The following is a 15,456-nucleotide window of genomic DNA, read 5'->3' as shown; positions in this document are numbered from 1 at the left end:
GACCCCATAATGAAACCCCGAGCGGATATCTCGAGTATTCGACATCCCACCCAATCGAAATCGAGGAACTGGCTGGACCGCCCCATACTCCAGACGCCGAGCACAACCTAAATTTAAGCTAACGACTCGGCCGCTCTGACCTCCGAGCAAGCCCCGATATGTGGAGCAATTCGTGGAATATCTGCCTCGCCATCTAGAGAAATATTTATTAATTTCATTAACTTTAAAGAATAAGGTGGCGGAGGGAGCGGGATTCGAACCCGCGATACGGTTTCCCGTATACACACTTTCCAGGCGTGCGCCTTCAACCACTCGGCCACCCCTCCGTTTTCGCCGGTGGAGAACAACCCGGACGAAATTTCGCGTCTTTATAGCCGCCTGTCGCGTTAGCGCAAGGCACTCCACCGCGCTTTCGTAAATCTTTCACACCTGATCGGCATGACGGCGCCGAAGCCGCCCGGCGTCAAGCCGCCTTCGGCGCGGCTTTCAACGTGACTTCCTCGCTGGTGGCCAGCACTTGCACTTCCATGTCGCAGGAGCGCGCCACCAGACCGGTGAAATAGGGCTGGATGCCATGCGCGTCCACCGTGCCGCTTTCGGAGCGCCCTTCCAGCAGGTCCGCGACGTGGCTCGCCAGTTTCAGGTTCGGGCCCTTGACCGCGACCGAAATGCGGACGTCGGCGCCCTCGCCTTCGATGACGACGTTCATCACTCCGCCGCGCGGAATGCAGGCGCTGGCGATCAGGCAGAGGTTCAGCGCAAGCTTCACCTTGTTCTTGGGCATGAAGGCGCGCGGCGAGGTCCAGTTGAATTGGGTGCGGTCATCGGCGATCAAGCCTCGCGCCACTTTTTCGGCGTCGCCGGTGTCGATGGAGGCTCCCGCCGAACCCGCCGCTCCAAAAGCCAGGCGGCAGAATTGCAGCCGCGCCGAAGCCGTGCGGGCGCTCTTGCGGATCAGGTCCATGGCGAATTCGCGCATGCCCTCGTCCTTGTCCTCTTCCAGAACCTCCAGGCCGTTGACGATGGCGCCGACCGGGCTGATGACGTCATGGCAGACCCGCGAACACAACAGCGCGGCTAGGTCGAGCGATTCAAGCGCAAGTACGTTCATGAGTCGTTTTCCGGTGTTCTGGCGAATCAATGGGGCGGAGCGATACGGTCAAGGATGAGGCCAAAGGATGAGGCCAAGGCTGGAGTCTAGCTTGATTTCGCCTTTCGCTGAACCGAAATGTCGGTAACAATCTGCAAAAGAATGAAAACAGCGCGGAGCAGCGAGGCGCGGAAATAAAACGCTTCCACGGACGCAGGCAAGAACTTATGAAGGAATAATGGTTAGCGAAATGTTAATGGGGACGGCGATGGCGGACCGCTCGCTGGAAGACGAGGCGCTTGCGGAAGTTTTCGCCGCACTGGCCCTCGAAGCTGGCGCCGCGCTCATGCGGGTGTTCGAAACCAATCCGCAAACCCGCCTGAAAAGCGATTCCAGCCCGGTTTGCGACGCCGATCTGTTCGGCGAAGAGATCATTCTCAACGGTCTCGCGCGCCACGCGCCCTACCCCGTCGTCGCCGAGGAGCTTTGCGCCAGCGGCAAAATTCCCGCTCTGGACGGCGGCGACTTCATCCTGGTCGACGCCCTCGACGGCACAAAGGAGTTCCTGGCGCACCAGCAATCCTTCACCGTCAATATCGCCTTGATCCGCTCAGGCGTCCCGGTCGCGGGCGTCGTCTACGCCCCCGCCAGCCGCCAGCTTTACCTCGCTGGCGCACAGGCTCGGCAATGTTCGGCGGCGCCCGGCGCGAAACCGCCGCCGGCGGAACAATGGCGCGTCTTGCGCACAAGGCCCATGCTGCGCGACAATTCCACCGCGGTGATCAGCCGGCAGCACAACGACGCCGAATCCGCAGCTTTCCTTGCCAGGTTGCAAGTCAAGCGCGTGGTCGCCACCGCCTCTTCGTTGAAATTCTGCCTGATCGCCGCCGCCGAGGCCGATGTCTATCCGCGTTTCGGCCGCACCATGGAATGGGACATAGCCGCTGGCGACGCCGTGCTGCGGAGCGCCGGCGGCATAGTCGTGAATGCCTCGGGAGCGCCCGTGACCTACGGCAAGGCGGCGCTGAATTTCGCCAACGGCCCCTTCATCGCCTGGGGCGACCCAAAAGCCGCCGAATTTTACGCCAGTCCGCGCGCGCCGTGCGCCAATCGTTAATCAGAAGTTAACCCCGTCGCTCAATAATCTCCCGGCCGGGGGGAGAGCCTTTGCCGATCCGATGGAATCGGTCGGGGTTCTGGTTTTTTGTTTTTTCGCGTTTTCTCCACGCGAACCGGGTTCCGGTCCGCTCGAAAACGCCCTTGCGGAGCTGAAGCAGAATGGCGATGAACATGGTTTCGCGACGTGGCGCCTGCCGAGGGTTCGGCCTGGCGCTTGCCGCCGGCCTGACAGGGGCGGCCGCGCCCGTCGGCGGCCCTGCCCTTTGGGCGCAGGAAAGAGAGCGGCCCATCCCCTATTCCGACAATGAATTGGTCGAAAACGGCCATCGCTTCTTTGGCAGCCTGTCGCGCGGGCTGGCGGACGCCATCCAGACCGCCACCAAGCGCTGGGGCCAGCCCAACGGCTATGTGCTCGGCCAGGAAGCCAGCGGCGCCTTTTTCGGCGGCCTGCGCTATGGCGAAGGCACGCTTTACACGCGCAACGCCGGCGACAAGAAGGTGTTCTGGCAGGGCCCGTCGCTCGGAGCGGATTTTGGCGCCGACGGCGACCGCACCATGATGCTGGTCTACAACCTCCCCTCGACCGAGGCGATTTTCGATCGATTCGGCGGCCTCGACGGCTCGGCCTATCTCGTCGGCGGCTTCGGCATCACCGCCTTGGGCTCCAATGGCGTGCTCGTCGTGCCGATCCGCACCGGCCTCGGGGCGCGTCTGGGCGTCAACCTCGGCTATCTGAAATTCACGCCCAGTTCGACATGGAATCCGCTTTAGGTTTGGTCTCGATGGACGCCGACGCCCGCCGGCTTTGCAATGCGGCGGCAAAAATGGCAGTGTGAACAGGCGCATCGGGCAGATCGCCCGCGCCGTTTCGCGGGTTGAGCAAACTTGGTCGAACAGATCGTCTATTTCACTCTCGGCTTCGTCATCAGCGGTCTGATCGGCCTGGCCTTTCTGCCGCTGGTTTCCGCGCGCGCCCGGCGCCTGACCCTGGCGCGGATCGAGGCCCGCCTGCCCATGACCTTCGAGGAGATCGAGGCCGAACGCGACCTGCTGCGCGCCCGCTTCGCCGTCGAAAAACGCGCGCTGGAGATCGAGGCGGAAAAGGCGCGGGCAGAACGCACTGAGGATGCCGCCGAGCTGGGCCGCCGCGCCGTCGCCGTCATGCGCGCCAAGGAACATCTTCAGCAGACCGAAAGCCTGTTGCGCGAACGCGACGCTCAGCTCGCCAAAGCCTTGGAATTCGGCGAAAAGACCCAGGCCGAGTTGATGGAGACACAGGAATCGCTTGCCGCGCGAAAAGCCGAACTGGCGCTTAAAAGCAGCGATTACGACCGCCTCGCCGAGGCGCACCAGAAACTCGACCATCGCGCTGTCTCGCTGGAGGCGGCGCTGGCCGCCGCCAATGCCGACCTCCATGACATGCGTGGAAGATGGGAGGCTAGCGAAGTTGCGCGGCGCGAAAACCTCGCGCGTGCCGAGCATCTGGCCGAACAAGTCAAGTCCTTGACGGCGACGCTCGCAGAAGCCGAGCGGCTCAACGACGAATTCGTCGCGCGCCGCATCCGTCTGCTGGCGAAAATAGCGGCGGAGCATCAGCGCGCCGACGAGCTCGAAAGCGTCAATTTGAGCATGCGCCGCATCATCGCCCAAATCGGATCGCCGAAGCCGGAAAGCGAGGCCCTCGCAGCGCACGGCGAAGCGGTCAACGGCGCGCCCTTTGCCTTCGGCCCGGAACAGGAAATGCTGGACTTGCGCGAGGCGATCACTCGCATCGGCCGTCAGGTCGCACGTCTGGACTCGTCCGCGGATTAAGGCTTCCAAGCTCCAGAATTCGATCACCCGACCGGAATGCCGTCGTGCCCGAACTCGTGCAGGACAAGCCCGGCGACGTTCCATTGACTTGGTCTGGGTTTGGACCCTAAAGCGCCTGAGCCCTACGAATGCGCCACCCGCGTTTGGGCCAGCGCTTCTTCCACAAGGTTAAGAAACTCGTCGGGATCATAAGGTTTCTGCAGCGTCGGCAGACCCATGAAACGGGGTGGAAACAACTTTTCAGGCGCATAGCCGGTGGTGAATATCACAGGAACGCCGCGTTCGATCAGCAGATCGGCGACGGGAAAAATCAATTCGCCGTTGAGATTGACGTCGAGAATAGCGACCTCGGCATCGATGGTTTCAGCGAGCTTGCGCATGCCAGCCACGGTCGCGGCGGCGCCGACGATTACCACGCCGCTTTGCTCAAGGAGCATTTCGAGGCTGAACAGAATATGCGCCGAATCCTCGGCTACCAACGCGCGCCTTGCGCTCATGGCCGCGCCTCCTTTGTCTTCATCAGCGGAACCTCGAACCTCGCCGTCAACCCATTTTCGGCGAAGTCGAAGCGGGCCACTCCGGAATGGCTATATTCCACTTCTCGCTTGATCACCTTTACGCCGAACCCCAGGTGGGTCGGCGGAGTGACCGGCGGACCGCCGCTTTCACGCCAGCTCAGCGCGAAAGCGGGCGATATGTCCCCTTCACCGCCGGAAACCGCCCACTCCACGGCCACGCGGCCGCTGTCGTTCGACAAGGCGCCATATTTGACGGCATTGGTCGCCAATTCGTCGATGACCACGCCAAAACTCACGGCAAGTTCTGGGGGCAACAAGGTCGCCGGTCCAGAAATGCTGATGCGCCCGTTTCCGTTCCCATTCAGTACGTAAGAAGTCAAAGCCTGCCGCACAACCTGCTCCGCGCCGACTTCGCCCCAATTCTCGCGTGAAAGCAACTCGTGGCTGCGCGCCATGGCGTTCAGCCGTGCGAAAAAGCTTTTGGTGAATTCTTCGGGCGAAGCGGCGCGCGCCAGAGTTTGCTGCGCGATCGCCATGATCACGTTGAGCGTGTTCTTGACCCGATGATTGAGTTCGGAGACCAGCGACCGCTGCTGCTCCTCGGACCTGGCCAGGCTGGTGACATCGACGAAGGTCGCCACCACGCCGTCGATCGCGCCGCTGGAATCGCGATAGGGCGTCAGCCGGGCGAGAAAATAGGGTGCAGCGGCGACGTCTTGATGCGCTCGCCTTTCGATCGGCTCTCCCGACGCCAGCACCGCCGCGATATCGGCCTGCAGCTCCGGATATTCGAGCTTGATCGCCAGATCGCCGAGCGGGCGCCCCTTGTCGGTGGCGATGACGTTGAATAATTGCGTCACCGCGGGCGTAAAACTGCGGATGACCAGATTGCGGTCGAGAAATATGGTGGCGACATTGGTGCTGGTCAACAGATTGGTGAGGTCGCCATTGGCCCGGTCGAGTTCGTCGATCTTGGCGGAAAGCTCATTGTTGACGGTCTGCAATTCCTCGTTGAGCGATTGCAGCTCCTCCTTGGTGGATTCGAGCTCCTCATTGCTCGACTGCATTTCCTCGTTCAGCGAGACCAACTCCTCGTTGGCCGATTTCAGTTCTTCAAGCGCCGTCTCATATTCCTCGATCGTGCCCTGCAAGCGTTCGCGCGTGTCGCGCAATTCTGTTTCGGCCTGGCTCGCGCGATCGCCCTCGTCGGGCCTCGCGCTTTCGTCCAAGGAATCCCCTTCCCTTTCCGCCGCCTGACCTTTTTCTTCGAACACCACCAGAAACATGGTGTGGCCGTCGTGACGCTCGGCGAGCGGCTCGACGGTCAGGGAAACCCGCTCGATGCGATGATCGGCGGACTCGAAGGCGACATCTTCGCGCGTAACGGCCCGGCGGCTTTCGATCGCGGCGCGGAGCGCGGCGCGCAGGTCCAGGCGCAACTCCTTGCGGGCTATGGTCAATAATTGGCGCGTCGGCGTGCCGTAGGGCGCTTCGAGATATTTTCCGGTTCGCGACGAATAATGGACAATGTCGCCTTCCTCGTTGACGACCACATGCGGGGGTCCGAACCGGTCGGCGACGCGCGCCTCGACAGCCAGGCGCAACGGACGACCGCTTCCCGAAACCGGAGCCTCGGAGGCGCGCGCTGCAAAGGGCGCCGGGCGCAGTCCGTTGATGAAAAGCGGCATTCTTGCGGGCGCACCGATGTCGCGCGCCTGGAATACGCAATTGCTCTTGTCCAGGGCCGAGAACAATTCCGAAAAGCGGCCGACCGTCTCCGACTTGCCCAGGAAAAGAAAACCATTGGGACGAAGCGCATAGTGAAATATCGGCAACACCTGCCGCTGCGCGTCGGCCGCGAAATAGATAAGCAGGTTGCGGCAGGAAATCAGGTCCATCCGCGAGAATGGCGGATCGCGCAGCACGTTATGCGGCGAGAACACGCAGAGATCGCGGACCTCCTTGGCGACGATGAAATTTCCGCCCTGGGCGTTGAAGAAGCGCCGGCGCCGCTCCGGCGAGACGCCCTCCAGCAACGCCGCCGGATAGCGGCCGGCGCGCGCGACCGCCAGGGCATGTTCGTCAATGTCGGTGGCGAAAATAGTGATGCGCGGCCCGGCGCGCAAAGTGTCGAGATGCTCACGCATCAAGATGGCGATCGAGATCACTTCCTCGCCGGTGGAGCAGCCGGGCGCCCAGACCCTAACGGTATCGGCCGCGCCGCGCCCTTCGAAGAGGCGTGGAACGACCAGCTTGTTCAAGGTCTCGAATGCGTCCGGATCGCGGAAAAAACTGGTGACGTTGATCAGAAGGTCACGAAACAGCGCCGTAGCCTCGTCGGGTTGCCGCTGTAAAAGCTCCACGTAATCCGCCAGGGCCTCGCAATGATGAATGTGCATGCGTCGCTGAACGCGTCTAAGAAAGGTCCGCGTCTTGTAGCCGCTGAAATCGTGGCCCGTCTGTGAGCGCAGAATCGCATAGAGCTGCTCGCGCTGGTCCCTGTCGGCCTGGTCGCTTTCGGCATGGTCGTTTTCCGCACGGTCGCCGGCGCCCAAGTGAGGGCTTCCGGCGAGGCGGTCAAGTTGCGGCAAGCCGCGGGCGTTCTCCTCCAGCAGGGGGGCCATGGCGTCGACGGGAACCGCGAAATCGACGAGGCCGCTGGCGATGGCGCTGTCGGGCATGTCGGCGAAGCCGGGACCGGAGCTGCCGCTCGACTGCGCCAGCACCAGGCCGCCCTGCTCCTTGATCGCCTTGACGCCGAGAACGCCGTCATGTCCGCTCCCCGATAAAACAATACCTACCGAATATTCGCCGCAATCCTCCGACAGCGAGCTGAAAAACACGTCGATCGGGTTGCGGTCGTGCTGACCCGGCTCGGTCTGGCGCAGCCGCAGCCGCCCCTCGGCGATGGTCATGCTGGCGTTGGGCGGCAATACATAAACCGCGTTATTCTCGACCTTTAGGCCGTCGCTCGCGACACGGACGGGAAGTTTGGTATGGCGCGCCAGTATATCGGTGAGGAAGCTTTCGCGGTCCGGAGCCAAATGGGTGACGATGACAAAAGCCATGCCTGGTCTGGGCTGAATCGTCTTGAAAAAATCCTCCAGCGCCCTCAACCCGCCTGCCGACGCGCCGATACCAACAATGGGGAATGAGGCGTTTGTCGGCATTTCATTGCTTTCATCGACCGCCATCGGGCGCTTCGGCTTTTTGGTCGAGGGCGATTCTACCCCCGACGGGGGTATTGAAGTCAATCGGCGCCACAACTTCAACTTTCGAAGAAAAGGTCATTAAATCATGGTGAAGCGCCGCCGAACATCTTTTGTGAGGCCTTCGGTTGAAAGCAGTCGGGGCGACAAATTGACGCAGGCTCTTCGTTCAAGCGAAACCCTCGGGCGGCCACTTTGGTTCAATGCGCCGCCTCAGGCCGCGCTCGGGCCGCGGGACGGCGCATCAGCGTCGCTATGCCCGAGGTCAGGGCGAACAGCACCGCCATGCCGAGAAACACATCGGCCAGAGCCATAACCGAGGCCTCGCGCCGCGCCAGGCTGGCCAGTTGCCGCGTCGCGGCGAGCGCGGCGTCGGCGGCCGAGCCGGAGTGGACCGTGGCGAGCCTGGCCAGAAACTCTTCCGCCGCGGCATTGCCCCAGCGCAACCTTTCATGAAGCCGCGCCAGATGCAGGTCAAGCCTCTTGTCGAGCACTGTATTGATGACCGCCAGCCCCACCGCGCCGCCGAGATTGCGGGTGACGTTGAACAGGCCCGAGGCGTTTTTCAGCCGCTCCGGCGGCAAGGTTCCCAGCGCCAGATTATTGATCGGGACCATCATGAACATCAGGGAAAAGCCGCGAAAAATCTGCGGAATCAGCAATTGATCAAAATCCCAGTCCCGCGTGATCGTGGTCGGCAGATAGACGCCATAGGCGAAGCCAAGAAAGCCGAAGCCGATCATCAGGCGCAGATCGACCTTGCCGAGCAGGCGTCCGACGATGGGCGCGGCGATGAATTGGCAAAGTCCGGTGACGAACAGGGTTTCCCCGATCTGCAAGGCCGAAAGTCCGCGTACGCGTGAAAGATAGATGGGATAGACATAAGTCAGGCCGTAAAGACCGACGCCAAGGACGAAAGCGGCGAGCGAACCGGTCCAGAAATTGCGGTTGTCGAAGGCGGTGAGGTCGACAATGGGGTTTTTGGCGGTGAACGCGCGCCGGAAGAACACCATGGCGCCGGAGGCGGAAATCGCTGTCGCCCAGACGATCGCCCCCTCGTCGAACCAGTTCTTGCCCGGCCCCTCTTCCAGCAGATATTCCAGCGCGCCAAGAAAACAGGCCATGGAGATTAGTCCGAGCCAGTCGAAATTCTTCAAAAGGCGAAGGTCGGGACGGTCGAAATCGACCAGGAGCCAGGTCGAGGTGGCGACGACGACGCCCGGGACAACATTGATCAGAAACAGCCAGCGCCAGGAAAAAAGATCCGTCAGGTAGCCCCCGACCGTCGGGCCGATGGTTGGCGCCAGGGTGGCGACCAGGCCGATGACCGGCGCGACGACATTGATCTTGTTGCGAGGAAAGATCGAATAGGCGGCGGCAAAGACCGTCGGGATCATGCCCCCGCCTATAAAACCTTGCAAGGCGCGCCAGACGATCATCTGCTCGATGTTGGTCGCGCTGGCGCAGGCGAGGCTCATCAGGGTGAAGCCGGCGGCGGAAAGCGAAAACATGATGCGGGTGGAAAAGGCGCGCGCGAGAAAACCGGACAGGGGAATCATCACCACTTCGGCGACGAGATAGCTGGTCTGCACCCAGGCGACCTCGTCGGCGCTGGCCGAAAGCCCGGCCTGGATGTTGGCGAGCGAGGCTGAAACGATCTGGATGTCCAGAATCGCCATGAACATGCCGAAAACCATGGCGATGAAGGCGAGCATTTTCCGCGTGGAATATTCCGGCTCGCCAGCGCCTCCGCCCATTCCGGCGCCGACTTCAGCGGTCGGCATTGGCGCGCGTGTCGACTTCCACCACCACCGAAAGTCCGGCGCGCAAACAATCCCCGGCCGCCGACGCCAGTTTTATTCGCACCGGAAAGCGCTGGGTGATCTTGGTGAAATTGCCGGTGGCGTTTTCGGGAGGCAGCAGGGAATATTGCGCGCCCGAGGCTGGGGCTATGCTTTCGACCACGCCATCGAATTCGCGGCCGCCATAGGCGTCGATAGTGACCTTGGCCTTTTCGCCAGGCGCCAGGCGGTCGAGCTGGGTCTCCTTGAAATTGGCCTCGACATAATAACGGTCGTCGGGCGCCAGCGCCATCATCCGCGCGCCCGGTTGCGTGAACTGGCCGCGCTCGACCACGCGGTTGCCGATGACGCCATCAAAGGGCGCCTTGATCTCGGCAAAACCCAGATCGCGTTCGGCACGCGCCTGTGCGGTGGCCATTTCCGCCCTTAGCCGCTGCGCCTCCTCGGTCTGCGATTGCAGCACGATCAGGTTGGCCTTGGCTCCAGCCAGCGCCGCCTCGCCTCCGGCCACGGCGGCGACCGATTTGGCGCGGTCGGCCACAGCCTGCTCGAAACGCTGGCGCGTGGCGAAATCGGCGGCGGCAAGAGCGCGAATGCGCGTCAGATCGGCTTCGGCGCGGGACTGTTCGGCGCGGGCGGATTCGAGCTGCGCCTGAGCCTGGGCCACCACGGCGTTTTGCGACGCGACCTGCGCCTTTATCCGCGCGATGGTGGCGTCCTGGGTTTCCCCTTTCTGACGGGCGGCGGCGACGGCGAGCTGATAATCGCCGGCGTCGATCCGCGCCAGCATCTGCCCGGCCTTGACATGCTGGTTGTCGGTGACGCCGACTTCTTCGATATAGCCGGAAATTTTAGGCGAGACGATCGCCAGATCATTGCGCACATAGGCGTCGTCGGTGGTGTAGATATATTGGCCGACGACGATGTAACGCGCCAGGGCCGCGCCGGCATATGTGAGAGCGCCGGCCAGAGCCAGGCCGAAAAGCCAGCGTTTGACTGTTGGGCCGCCGCGCGCTTTATCGATACTTTTGCCGCTCGCCTCCGAGCGCGGCCTGAACCGCGCCAGATTCGATCCCCTGGCGGCGTCCTCGCCAGACGGCGTCGAACCCTCGAATGCCCGCTCGTCTTGTCGGCTGATGGATTCGTTCATCGACGCCTCGCCATAAAAGCTCACCCGCGGCGGGGAATTTTCGCCCGAGCATACCGAGCCGAAGATCAGATCGGAGCACTTACGGCCCTTCGGAAAACGATTCGCCGGTAGACTGACTGAAACCAAGCTCTTATATCTATCTATATCGAACCGAACGGTTCGGTCAATATCAGGAACGAAGTCGAAGTTCGTGGCGACGAATTCACACCAGGAGACGCCGGATTCCCTCGCCATCGGGCGCCCACCCTTCCCTGGCGCCGCCTTTTGGATAAACTGGCGCGGATGCGGCCGTTTTTTAAATCTTTCCACAAAATCGCGGAGCGCGCGCGGGGCAAATGCTTCATATCAGGGAAACGGAACGAGCCATCGCAACTTCGCGGGGTTCCACGGGATCGAAGACAAGATGACAGACTGGATCGAGAGCGCCGACGAAGCGCGTGAGGCGCAGCCGACTCCCGCGGGCGGCGCCAAAATGCTGCAGATCCTCGATGGCGCGCGGCTGGTTTTCCTGGCCGACGGATTTGACGGCGCCAGCATGAACGACATCGCACGCGCCGCCGGAGTGTCGAAGGGCACGCTCTACGTCTATTTTCCGTCGAAAGTCGGCTTGTTCGAGGCGCTTATCCGGCATGACCGCAATTTGCAGGCCGAGCAATTATTCCTGCCTCGCCCGCGCGACGACGAAGATCTGCAAGCCGTGCTGCAACGGATCGGCCTCGGCCTGATGCGCGAAATGTGCAAGCCCGACCATCTCGCGCATGTACGCATGGTGATCGGCGCGGTGGCGAAATATCCGCAAATCGGCCAGGCATTTTTCGAGGCGGGGCCGAAAAGCGGGGCGCGGCGCCTCGGCGAATATCTGGCGAGGCAGGTAAGCGCGGGGCGACTCGCGCCGATGGACGCGGAACTGGCTGGCGATCAGTTCATCCAGCTGTGCCAGGCCGGCTATTACAAGCAGGCCCTGTTCTGCGTCTCCGAACCGGATGACGACGAGCAGGTGCTGCGCGCCGTGGACGCCGCAGTGAAAACGTTCCTGTGCGCCTACCGACCGGAGGCGTCTCAGATCAAGAAAAAGTGAAGCCTTCGGTCAGGCCGTGCGACGCGCGGCGGGGCGCGCCAATTCGTTGAAGAACAGGGCCTGGCTGACGATGGCCTTCACCGTTTCGACGCGGAACGGTTTTGATATGAGAAAGGCCGGCTCCGGCCGCTGGCCGGTCAACAGGGTTTCCGGATAGGCGGTGATGAAAATCACGGGAACGCCGAAGCTTTCCAGGATTTCGTTGACGGCGTCGAGGCCGGAACTGCCATCGGCGAGACGAATGTCGGCGAGCACCAGTCCAGGCCTGGTCGCCTGCGCCAGCGCCACCGCCTCAACGCGGGTGCGGGCCAGTCCCACCACTTCGTGACCGAGGCTTTCCACCAGTGTTTCGAGATCCATGGCGATAAGCGGCTCATCCTCGATGATGGCCACTTTCGACGCTACCTGCGCGCTGATTTCGCGCCCCGCCACATCGATCAAACGCTCGAACTCGTCACCCTCGACGTCGAGAATTCTCGCCGCCCGTTCGGGATCGAACCCTTCCACCGCCGTTAGAAGAAAAGCCTGCCGGGGCCGCGGCGTGATCGCTTCCAACCGCCTGTCGGTCAAGGATGCCGACGAGGGCCCGGCCCCACCTTCGCCATTGAGCGGCATGGCGTTCCAGATCCGCGAAAACAGGCGATAAGTCTCCTCGCGCGGTTCGGCGTCGCGATCGAATAGTTTGGGATCGGCGATCAAGGTTTCGAGCAAGGCGGCGACATAAGCGTCGCCACTGGCCTGCGATCCGGATAGAGCGCGGGCGTAGCGTCGCAGCAGCGGAATTTGCGGACCAATCAGGCTGGAAATCGACATGGACGTCTTGGCCTCGTCAAAACGGCCGGCTATTGGGCCGGTCTGCACGACATTTCGCGGAAGCAGCGCAGTGTAGCGCGAAATGGCGCAGCCTGACAGTACCGCAGGAACAAATCTCCGCGAGTGGCGTTACCGCTCGAATGCGGGCGTCAATCCTGATTAGATGTGAAGTTAACTGCAAAGTCTACCTTGTAGTATTACGTAAGCGTTTTCCGCGGCAGAACAAAGTGTTGCGATGAACGATTCCCTCGAATAAAGTGTGAGTCGTAGCGGGGGGAAGCGGGGATGGCTTGGCATGAACGAGAGCGGCAAGGACAAGAAAACCGTCGAACCGACGTTGGAGCCGCTCCTGCAGGCGCATATTGGCAAGCAATTGAAGGAAATGTATAGCGCTACGGCGCGAGAGCCCGTGCCTGACAGATTCAAGCTATTGCTCGACCGGCTGGAAGCCAACGAACCGCCCGAAACGGTAACTGAAGCGGCGGACGACGAGGCCGGAGCTAAATGAACGACGCCAGCGGTCCCCGCCTGAAAGACCTGCTGCTGGCCGAAATCCCCTCGCTTCGTGCTTTCGCCCTCTCCCTCTCCGGGAATAGCGACCGCGCCGACGACCTGGTGCAGGACACATTGATGAAAGCCTGGGCCAACGCTTCCTCCTTCCTGGAGGGGACGAATATGCGCGCCTGGCTTTTCACCATCATGCGCAACACGTTTTTCAGCCAATACCGCAAATCGCGCCGCGAGGTTCAGGACGTGGACGGTGAAGCGGCGTCGCGACTGGTCGCCATGCCCGATCAACTGGCGCATCTCGATTTCGTCGATTTCAAAGCCCATCTCGACCGCCTGCCGCCGGACCAGCGCGAGGCGCTGGTGCTGATCGGCGCCTCCGGCTTTTCCTACGAGGAAGCGGCCGAAATATGCGGCTGCGCCGTCGGAACCATCAAGAGCCGGGTCAATCGCGCCCGCCGCCGGCTGATGGAAATGCTGTCGCTCAATTCGGCCGAGGAATTCGGCCCCGACCCCGCCCTGTCTGAAGCCATCGAGCGGACGCGCAGCGATTGACGAGCTTGCGGGCGCAACACTGGCGCCGCTATGCGATTGCTATCCCGACAGCCGCGACTTCGAGCATGGCCGAGAGATGCGCCCCGATTTTACTTCGCGCCAGCCTTGGGGCTTCTGCGAAAGGCCTCAGCGGCGGTAATAAGTGGTCGGGTAATTGGTGGCCGGATAATAGCTGGGCGTCGAATAAGACGGCGTCTCGTAGACCGGCGTCTGGATTATCGGCGGGGGCGGATCATAGGCCGGCGGCGAATAGACCGGCGCGCTGACGGACGGCGGCGCCAGCGGCGGCGGTGAAAAGTTTTGCGCTACCGCCACCTGACTTGTAACGGTCAAGAATAGAATTGTTGCGCGCAAAAGCATGGCCGTTTTTTCCCCGGCTTGGTCAGTCCAGCAGCCACTCTAGACCGCCAAACTGGCCCGAAGCCTGCGCCCGAATTGTTTGCGCCCGCCGGTTTCGGCCGACGGGCGCGAAAGCTCGTTCAACACAGCTCAGCGGAAAGAGCGCAGGGGGCGGAGCGTCAGGTTCTCGATGCCCCCGGCCACATTGGCGCCCGTTTGAGTCTGCACCGAGACCGGCTGCAATTCGAAGCTGCGTCCGTTGCCGCCGACCAGAGCGTTGGCGCCGACACCCTCGCCGAGAGTCACCGAAGCGCCCACTCCCTCATATTCGCCGGCCAGCGCCCCTCTGTAGGGTCGCGCTGTCGGCGCAAAAACTTCCCAGGCCAGTTGACCGGGCCCCATGGGGCCGAGGTCCAGTCCCAGTCTTCCGATCGAGCCGGCATAACGTTCCCTGCGGCCGTTATCCGAATAGAAGATGCAACTGACATCCCTCTGCGACGCAATGATCAGCCCCATTCCCGGGGCGACGTTGCAACGCAGCAAGCCGACTTTCGCCGCTTCCTGGGCCGCCGCGCCCAACGGCGACGACAGCATGGCGGCGACGGACGCCGCGTAAAGGCAAGAGCGTGTCAACATGGTATATTCCTCCTTGTGGACCAGGCGCGCCCTGAAACCCGCCTGTGCGGGGATTCGGGAAAGGGAATCGAAGCTGAACAGCGCCACGTCGCCATCCCTCGTGAAGCCGGACGGCGCCGATGCGAAAACGCGGGACCGGCGCGAAGGTTGCCTCGATGCAAGACCTCCTGCAAAGCAATTCCGGAAGCAGTTCCGCGCATGCGGACGCCTCTTCCTTCTCAGCTTGTCGCTTTCCATCGGGGCAGTTGCGGGCGCCGCTGGCCAAATCCGGGCGGACTCGCAAGCCCGCGGCGGCGCAGGCGTCAAAGAGCCGCCATGGCGTCGGCGTGATCGCCGGCGTCGACGCCTCCTTGGGTGCGGTCAGCCTTGACCACGAGGACATTCCCGGCCTCATCAGCGTCATGGAAGCGCGATATGAGGCCCGTTGGGGGTTGAACCGTGCGCACCACAGAAAATCATGCGGCGCGGATCAAAGGCCGAAGGCGCGCACGTATTTATATGGATAGTTTGGCTCCTCGTAGCCTTGGGGCTTTTGCCGCTTCGGCAGGACCGGCTTTTCGCGCTTCGGTTCAACAAAGGGAATTTGCGACAAAAGATGCGAAATGATGTTGAGCCGCGCGCGCTTCTTGTCGTTTGAATTGGCTACGAACCAAGGCGCCCAGGGCGTGTCCGTCGCCTGGAACATGTCATCGCGGGCGCGGGAATAATCATACCAGCGGCCATAGGATTTCAGATCCATCGGCGACAGCTTCCAGATCTTGCGCGGGTCGTTGATGCGCGCCTCGAGCCGACGCTGCTGTTCCTCCGGGCTTACTTCCAGCCAATATT

General features: G+C 62.2%; 15 protein-coding genes, 1 tRNA gene and 1 pseudogene. 7 read left to right on the top strand and 10 right to left on the bottom strand.

Annotated elements, in window-relative coordinates; all coding sequences use genetic code 11:
* Window positions 1–236: 236 nt before the first annotated feature.
* A tRNA-Ser gene (locus ACLP2E_RS02285) sits at window positions 237–326 on the bottom strand.
* 137 nt (window positions 327–463) lie between these two features.
* Window positions 464–1,111, bottom strand: coding sequence for a histidine phosphotransferase ChpT (gene chpT / locus ACLP2E_RS02280; RefSeq protein ID WP_442464046.1), 648 nt, complete (start codon window positions 1,109–1,111; stop codon window positions 464–466).
* 247 nt (window positions 1,112–1,358) lie between these two features.
* Here chpT and ACLP2E_RS02275 point away from each other — a divergent pair, with 247 nt between their 5' ends.
* The 3 genes from ACLP2E_RS02275 to ACLP2E_RS02265 all read left to right on the top strand — a co-directional run bounded on the left by ACLP2E_RS02275 (window position 1,359) and on the right by ACLP2E_RS02265 (window position 4,021).
* Entirely contained in the window at window positions 1,359–2,207 is an 849-nt protein-coding gene (locus tag ACLP2E_RS02275; RefSeq protein ID WP_442464047.1) for a 3'(2'),5'-bisphosphate nucleotidase CysQ family protein, read from the top strand.
* A gap of 173 nt (window positions 2,208–2,380) precedes the next feature.
* Entirely contained in the window at window positions 2,381–2,980 is a 600-nt protein-coding gene (locus ACLP2E_RS02270; protein WP_442465025.1) for a DUF1134 domain-containing protein, read from the top strand.
* 114 nt (window positions 2,981–3,094) lie between these two features.
* A complete protein-coding gene (locus ACLP2E_RS02265; protein WP_442465024.1) occupies window positions 3,095–4,021 on the top strand; it encodes a hypothetical protein in 927 nt (308 codons plus the stop codon).
* 122 nt (window positions 4,022–4,143) lie between these two features.
* Here the strand turns inward: ACLP2E_RS02265 and ACLP2E_RS02260 are convergent, their stop codons facing one another.
* Both ACLP2E_RS02260 and ACLP2E_RS02255 read right to left on the bottom strand, forming a co-directional pair.
* A complete protein-coding gene (locus tag ACLP2E_RS02260) occupies window positions 4,144–4,518 on the bottom strand; it encodes a response regulator (RefSeq protein WP_442464049.1) in 375 nt (124 codons plus the stop codon).
* The gene (locus ACLP2E_RS02255; RefSeq protein ID WP_442465026.1) at window positions 4,515–7,709 is read right to left on the bottom strand and encodes a CheR family methyltransferase; all 3,195 of its coding nucleotides are present in this window, start codon (window positions 7,707–7,709) and stop codon (window positions 4,515–4,517) included. Before ACLP2E_RS02255 ends, ACLP2E_RS02260 begins: the two co-directional genes overlap by 4 nt.
* On the opposite strand from ACLP2E_RS02255, the gene ACLP2E_RS02250 reads away from it, so the two are divergent.
* A complete protein-coding gene (locus tag ACLP2E_RS02250) occupies window positions 7,630–7,833 on the top strand; it encodes a hypothetical protein (RefSeq protein WP_442464060.1) in 204 nt (67 codons plus the stop codon). The two genes, ACLP2E_RS02255 and ACLP2E_RS02250, sit on opposite strands and share 80 nt — an antisense overlap.
* A gap of 115 nt (window positions 7,834–7,948) precedes the next feature.
* Here the strand turns inward: ACLP2E_RS02250 and ACLP2E_RS02245 are convergent, their stop codons facing one another.
* Entirely contained in the window at window positions 7,949–9,532 is a 1,584-nt protein-coding gene (locus tag ACLP2E_RS02245; RefSeq protein WP_442465023.1) for a DHA2 family efflux MFS transporter permease subunit, read from the bottom strand.
* Entirely contained in the window at window positions 9,519–10,700 is a 1,182-nt protein-coding gene (locus tag ACLP2E_RS02240; protein ID WP_442465022.1) for an HlyD family secretion protein, read from the bottom strand. The genes ACLP2E_RS02245 and ACLP2E_RS02240 overlap by 14 nt, the downstream gene beginning before the upstream one ends.
* Window positions 10,701–11,103: 403 nt before the next feature.
* Between ACLP2E_RS02240 and ACLP2E_RS02235 the strand changes: the two genes are divergently transcribed.
* A complete protein-coding gene (locus tag ACLP2E_RS02235) occupies window positions 11,104–11,778 on the top strand; it encodes a TetR/AcrR family transcriptional regulator (protein ID WP_442465021.1) in 675 nt (224 codons plus the stop codon).
* 9 nt (window positions 11,779–11,787) lie between these two features.
* Here the strand turns inward: ACLP2E_RS02235 and ACLP2E_RS02230 are convergent, their stop codons facing one another.
* Complete coding sequence (locus ACLP2E_RS02230) at window positions 11,788–12,591, bottom strand: response regulator (protein ID WP_442464053.1); 804 nt, start codon at window positions 12,589–12,591, stop codon at window positions 11,788–11,790.
* A 295-nt stretch (window positions 12,592–12,886) separates the two neighbouring features.
* On the opposite strand from ACLP2E_RS02230, the gene ACLP2E_RS02225 reads away from it, so the two are divergent.
* A complete protein-coding gene (locus tag ACLP2E_RS02225) occupies window positions 12,887–13,099 on the top strand; it encodes a NepR family anti-sigma factor (protein ID WP_442464054.1) in 213 nt (70 codons plus the stop codon).
* Complete coding sequence (locus ACLP2E_RS02220) at window positions 13,096–13,653, top strand: sigma-70 family RNA polymerase sigma factor (RefSeq protein WP_442464055.1); 558 nt, start codon at window positions 13,096–13,098, stop codon at window positions 13,651–13,653. Before ACLP2E_RS02225 ends, ACLP2E_RS02220 begins: the two co-directional genes overlap by 4 nt.
* A 126-nt stretch (window positions 13,654–13,779) precedes the next feature.
* On the opposite strand, the gene ACLP2E_RS02215 is transcribed toward ACLP2E_RS02220, so the two are convergent.
* The 3 genes and pseudogenes from ACLP2E_RS02215 to ACLP2E_RS02205 form a co-directional block, all read right to left on the bottom strand.
* Complete coding sequence (locus ACLP2E_RS02215; protein WP_442464056.1) at window positions 13,780–13,986, bottom strand: hypothetical protein; 207 nt, start codon at window positions 13,984–13,986, stop codon at window positions 13,780–13,782.
* A 156-nt stretch (window positions 13,987–14,142) separates the two neighbouring features.
* Entirely contained in the window at window positions 14,143–14,715 is a 573-nt protein-coding gene (locus ACLP2E_RS02210) for a DUF992 domain-containing protein (RefSeq protein ID WP_442465020.1), read from the bottom strand.
* 382 nt (window positions 14,716–15,097) lie between these two features.
* Window positions 15,098–15,456 (bottom strand): annotated as a pseudogene (locus ACLP2E_RS02205) (polyphosphate kinase 2); the annotation flags it as partial.

It is taken from the genome of Rhodoblastus sp., from assembly GCF_052145335.1.
Taxonomy (GTDB): domain Bacteria; phylum Pseudomonadota; class Alphaproteobacteria; order Rhizobiales; family Beijerinckiaceae; genus Rhodoblastus.
Note: the sequence above shows the minus strand (reverse complement) of the source record. Positions and strands in the feature narration are given on the sequence as shown.

Coding starts and splice junctions, on each gene's coding strand:
- chpT (WP_442464046.1), bottom strand. CDS start 1,111: ATGAACGTACTTGCGCTTGAATCGCTCGACCTAGCCGCGCTGTTGTGT.
- ACLP2E_RS02275 (WP_442464047.1), top strand. CDS start 1,359: ATGGCGGACCGCTCGCTGGAAGACGAGGCGCTTGCGGAAGTTTTCGCC.
- ACLP2E_RS02270 (WP_442465025.1), top strand. CDS start 2,381: ATGGTTTCGCGACGTGGCGCCTGCCGAGGGTTCGGCCTGGCGCTTGCC.
- ACLP2E_RS02260 (WP_442464049.1), bottom strand. CDS start 4,518: ATGAGCGCAAGGCGCGCGTTGGTAGCCGAGGATTCGGCGCATATTCTG.
- ACLP2E_RS02255 (WP_442465026.1), bottom strand. CDS start 7,709: ATGCCGACAAACGCCTCATTCCCCATTGTTGGTATCGGCGCGTCGGCA.
- ACLP2E_RS02245 (WP_442465023.1), bottom strand. CDS start 9,532: ATGCCGACCGCTGAAGTCGGCGCCGGAATGGGCGGAGGCGCTGGCGAG.
- ACLP2E_RS02240 (WP_442465022.1), bottom strand. CDS start 10,700: ATGAACGAATCCATCAGCCGACAAGACGAGCGGGCATTCGAGGGTTCG.
- ACLP2E_RS02235 (WP_442465021.1), top strand. CDS start 11,104: ATGACAGACTGGATCGAGAGCGCCGACGAAGCGCGTGAGGCGCAGCCG.
- ACLP2E_RS02230 (WP_442464053.1), bottom strand. CDS start 12,591: ATGTCGATTTCCAGCCTGATTGGTCCGCAAATTCCGCTGCTGCGACGC.
- ACLP2E_RS02225 (WP_442464054.1), top strand. CDS start 12,887: ATGAACGAGAGCGGCAAGGACAAGAAAACCGTCGAACCGACGTTGGAG.
- ACLP2E_RS02220 (WP_442464055.1), top strand. CDS start 13,096: ATGAACGACGCCAGCGGTCCCCGCCTGAAAGACCTGCTGCTGGCCGAA.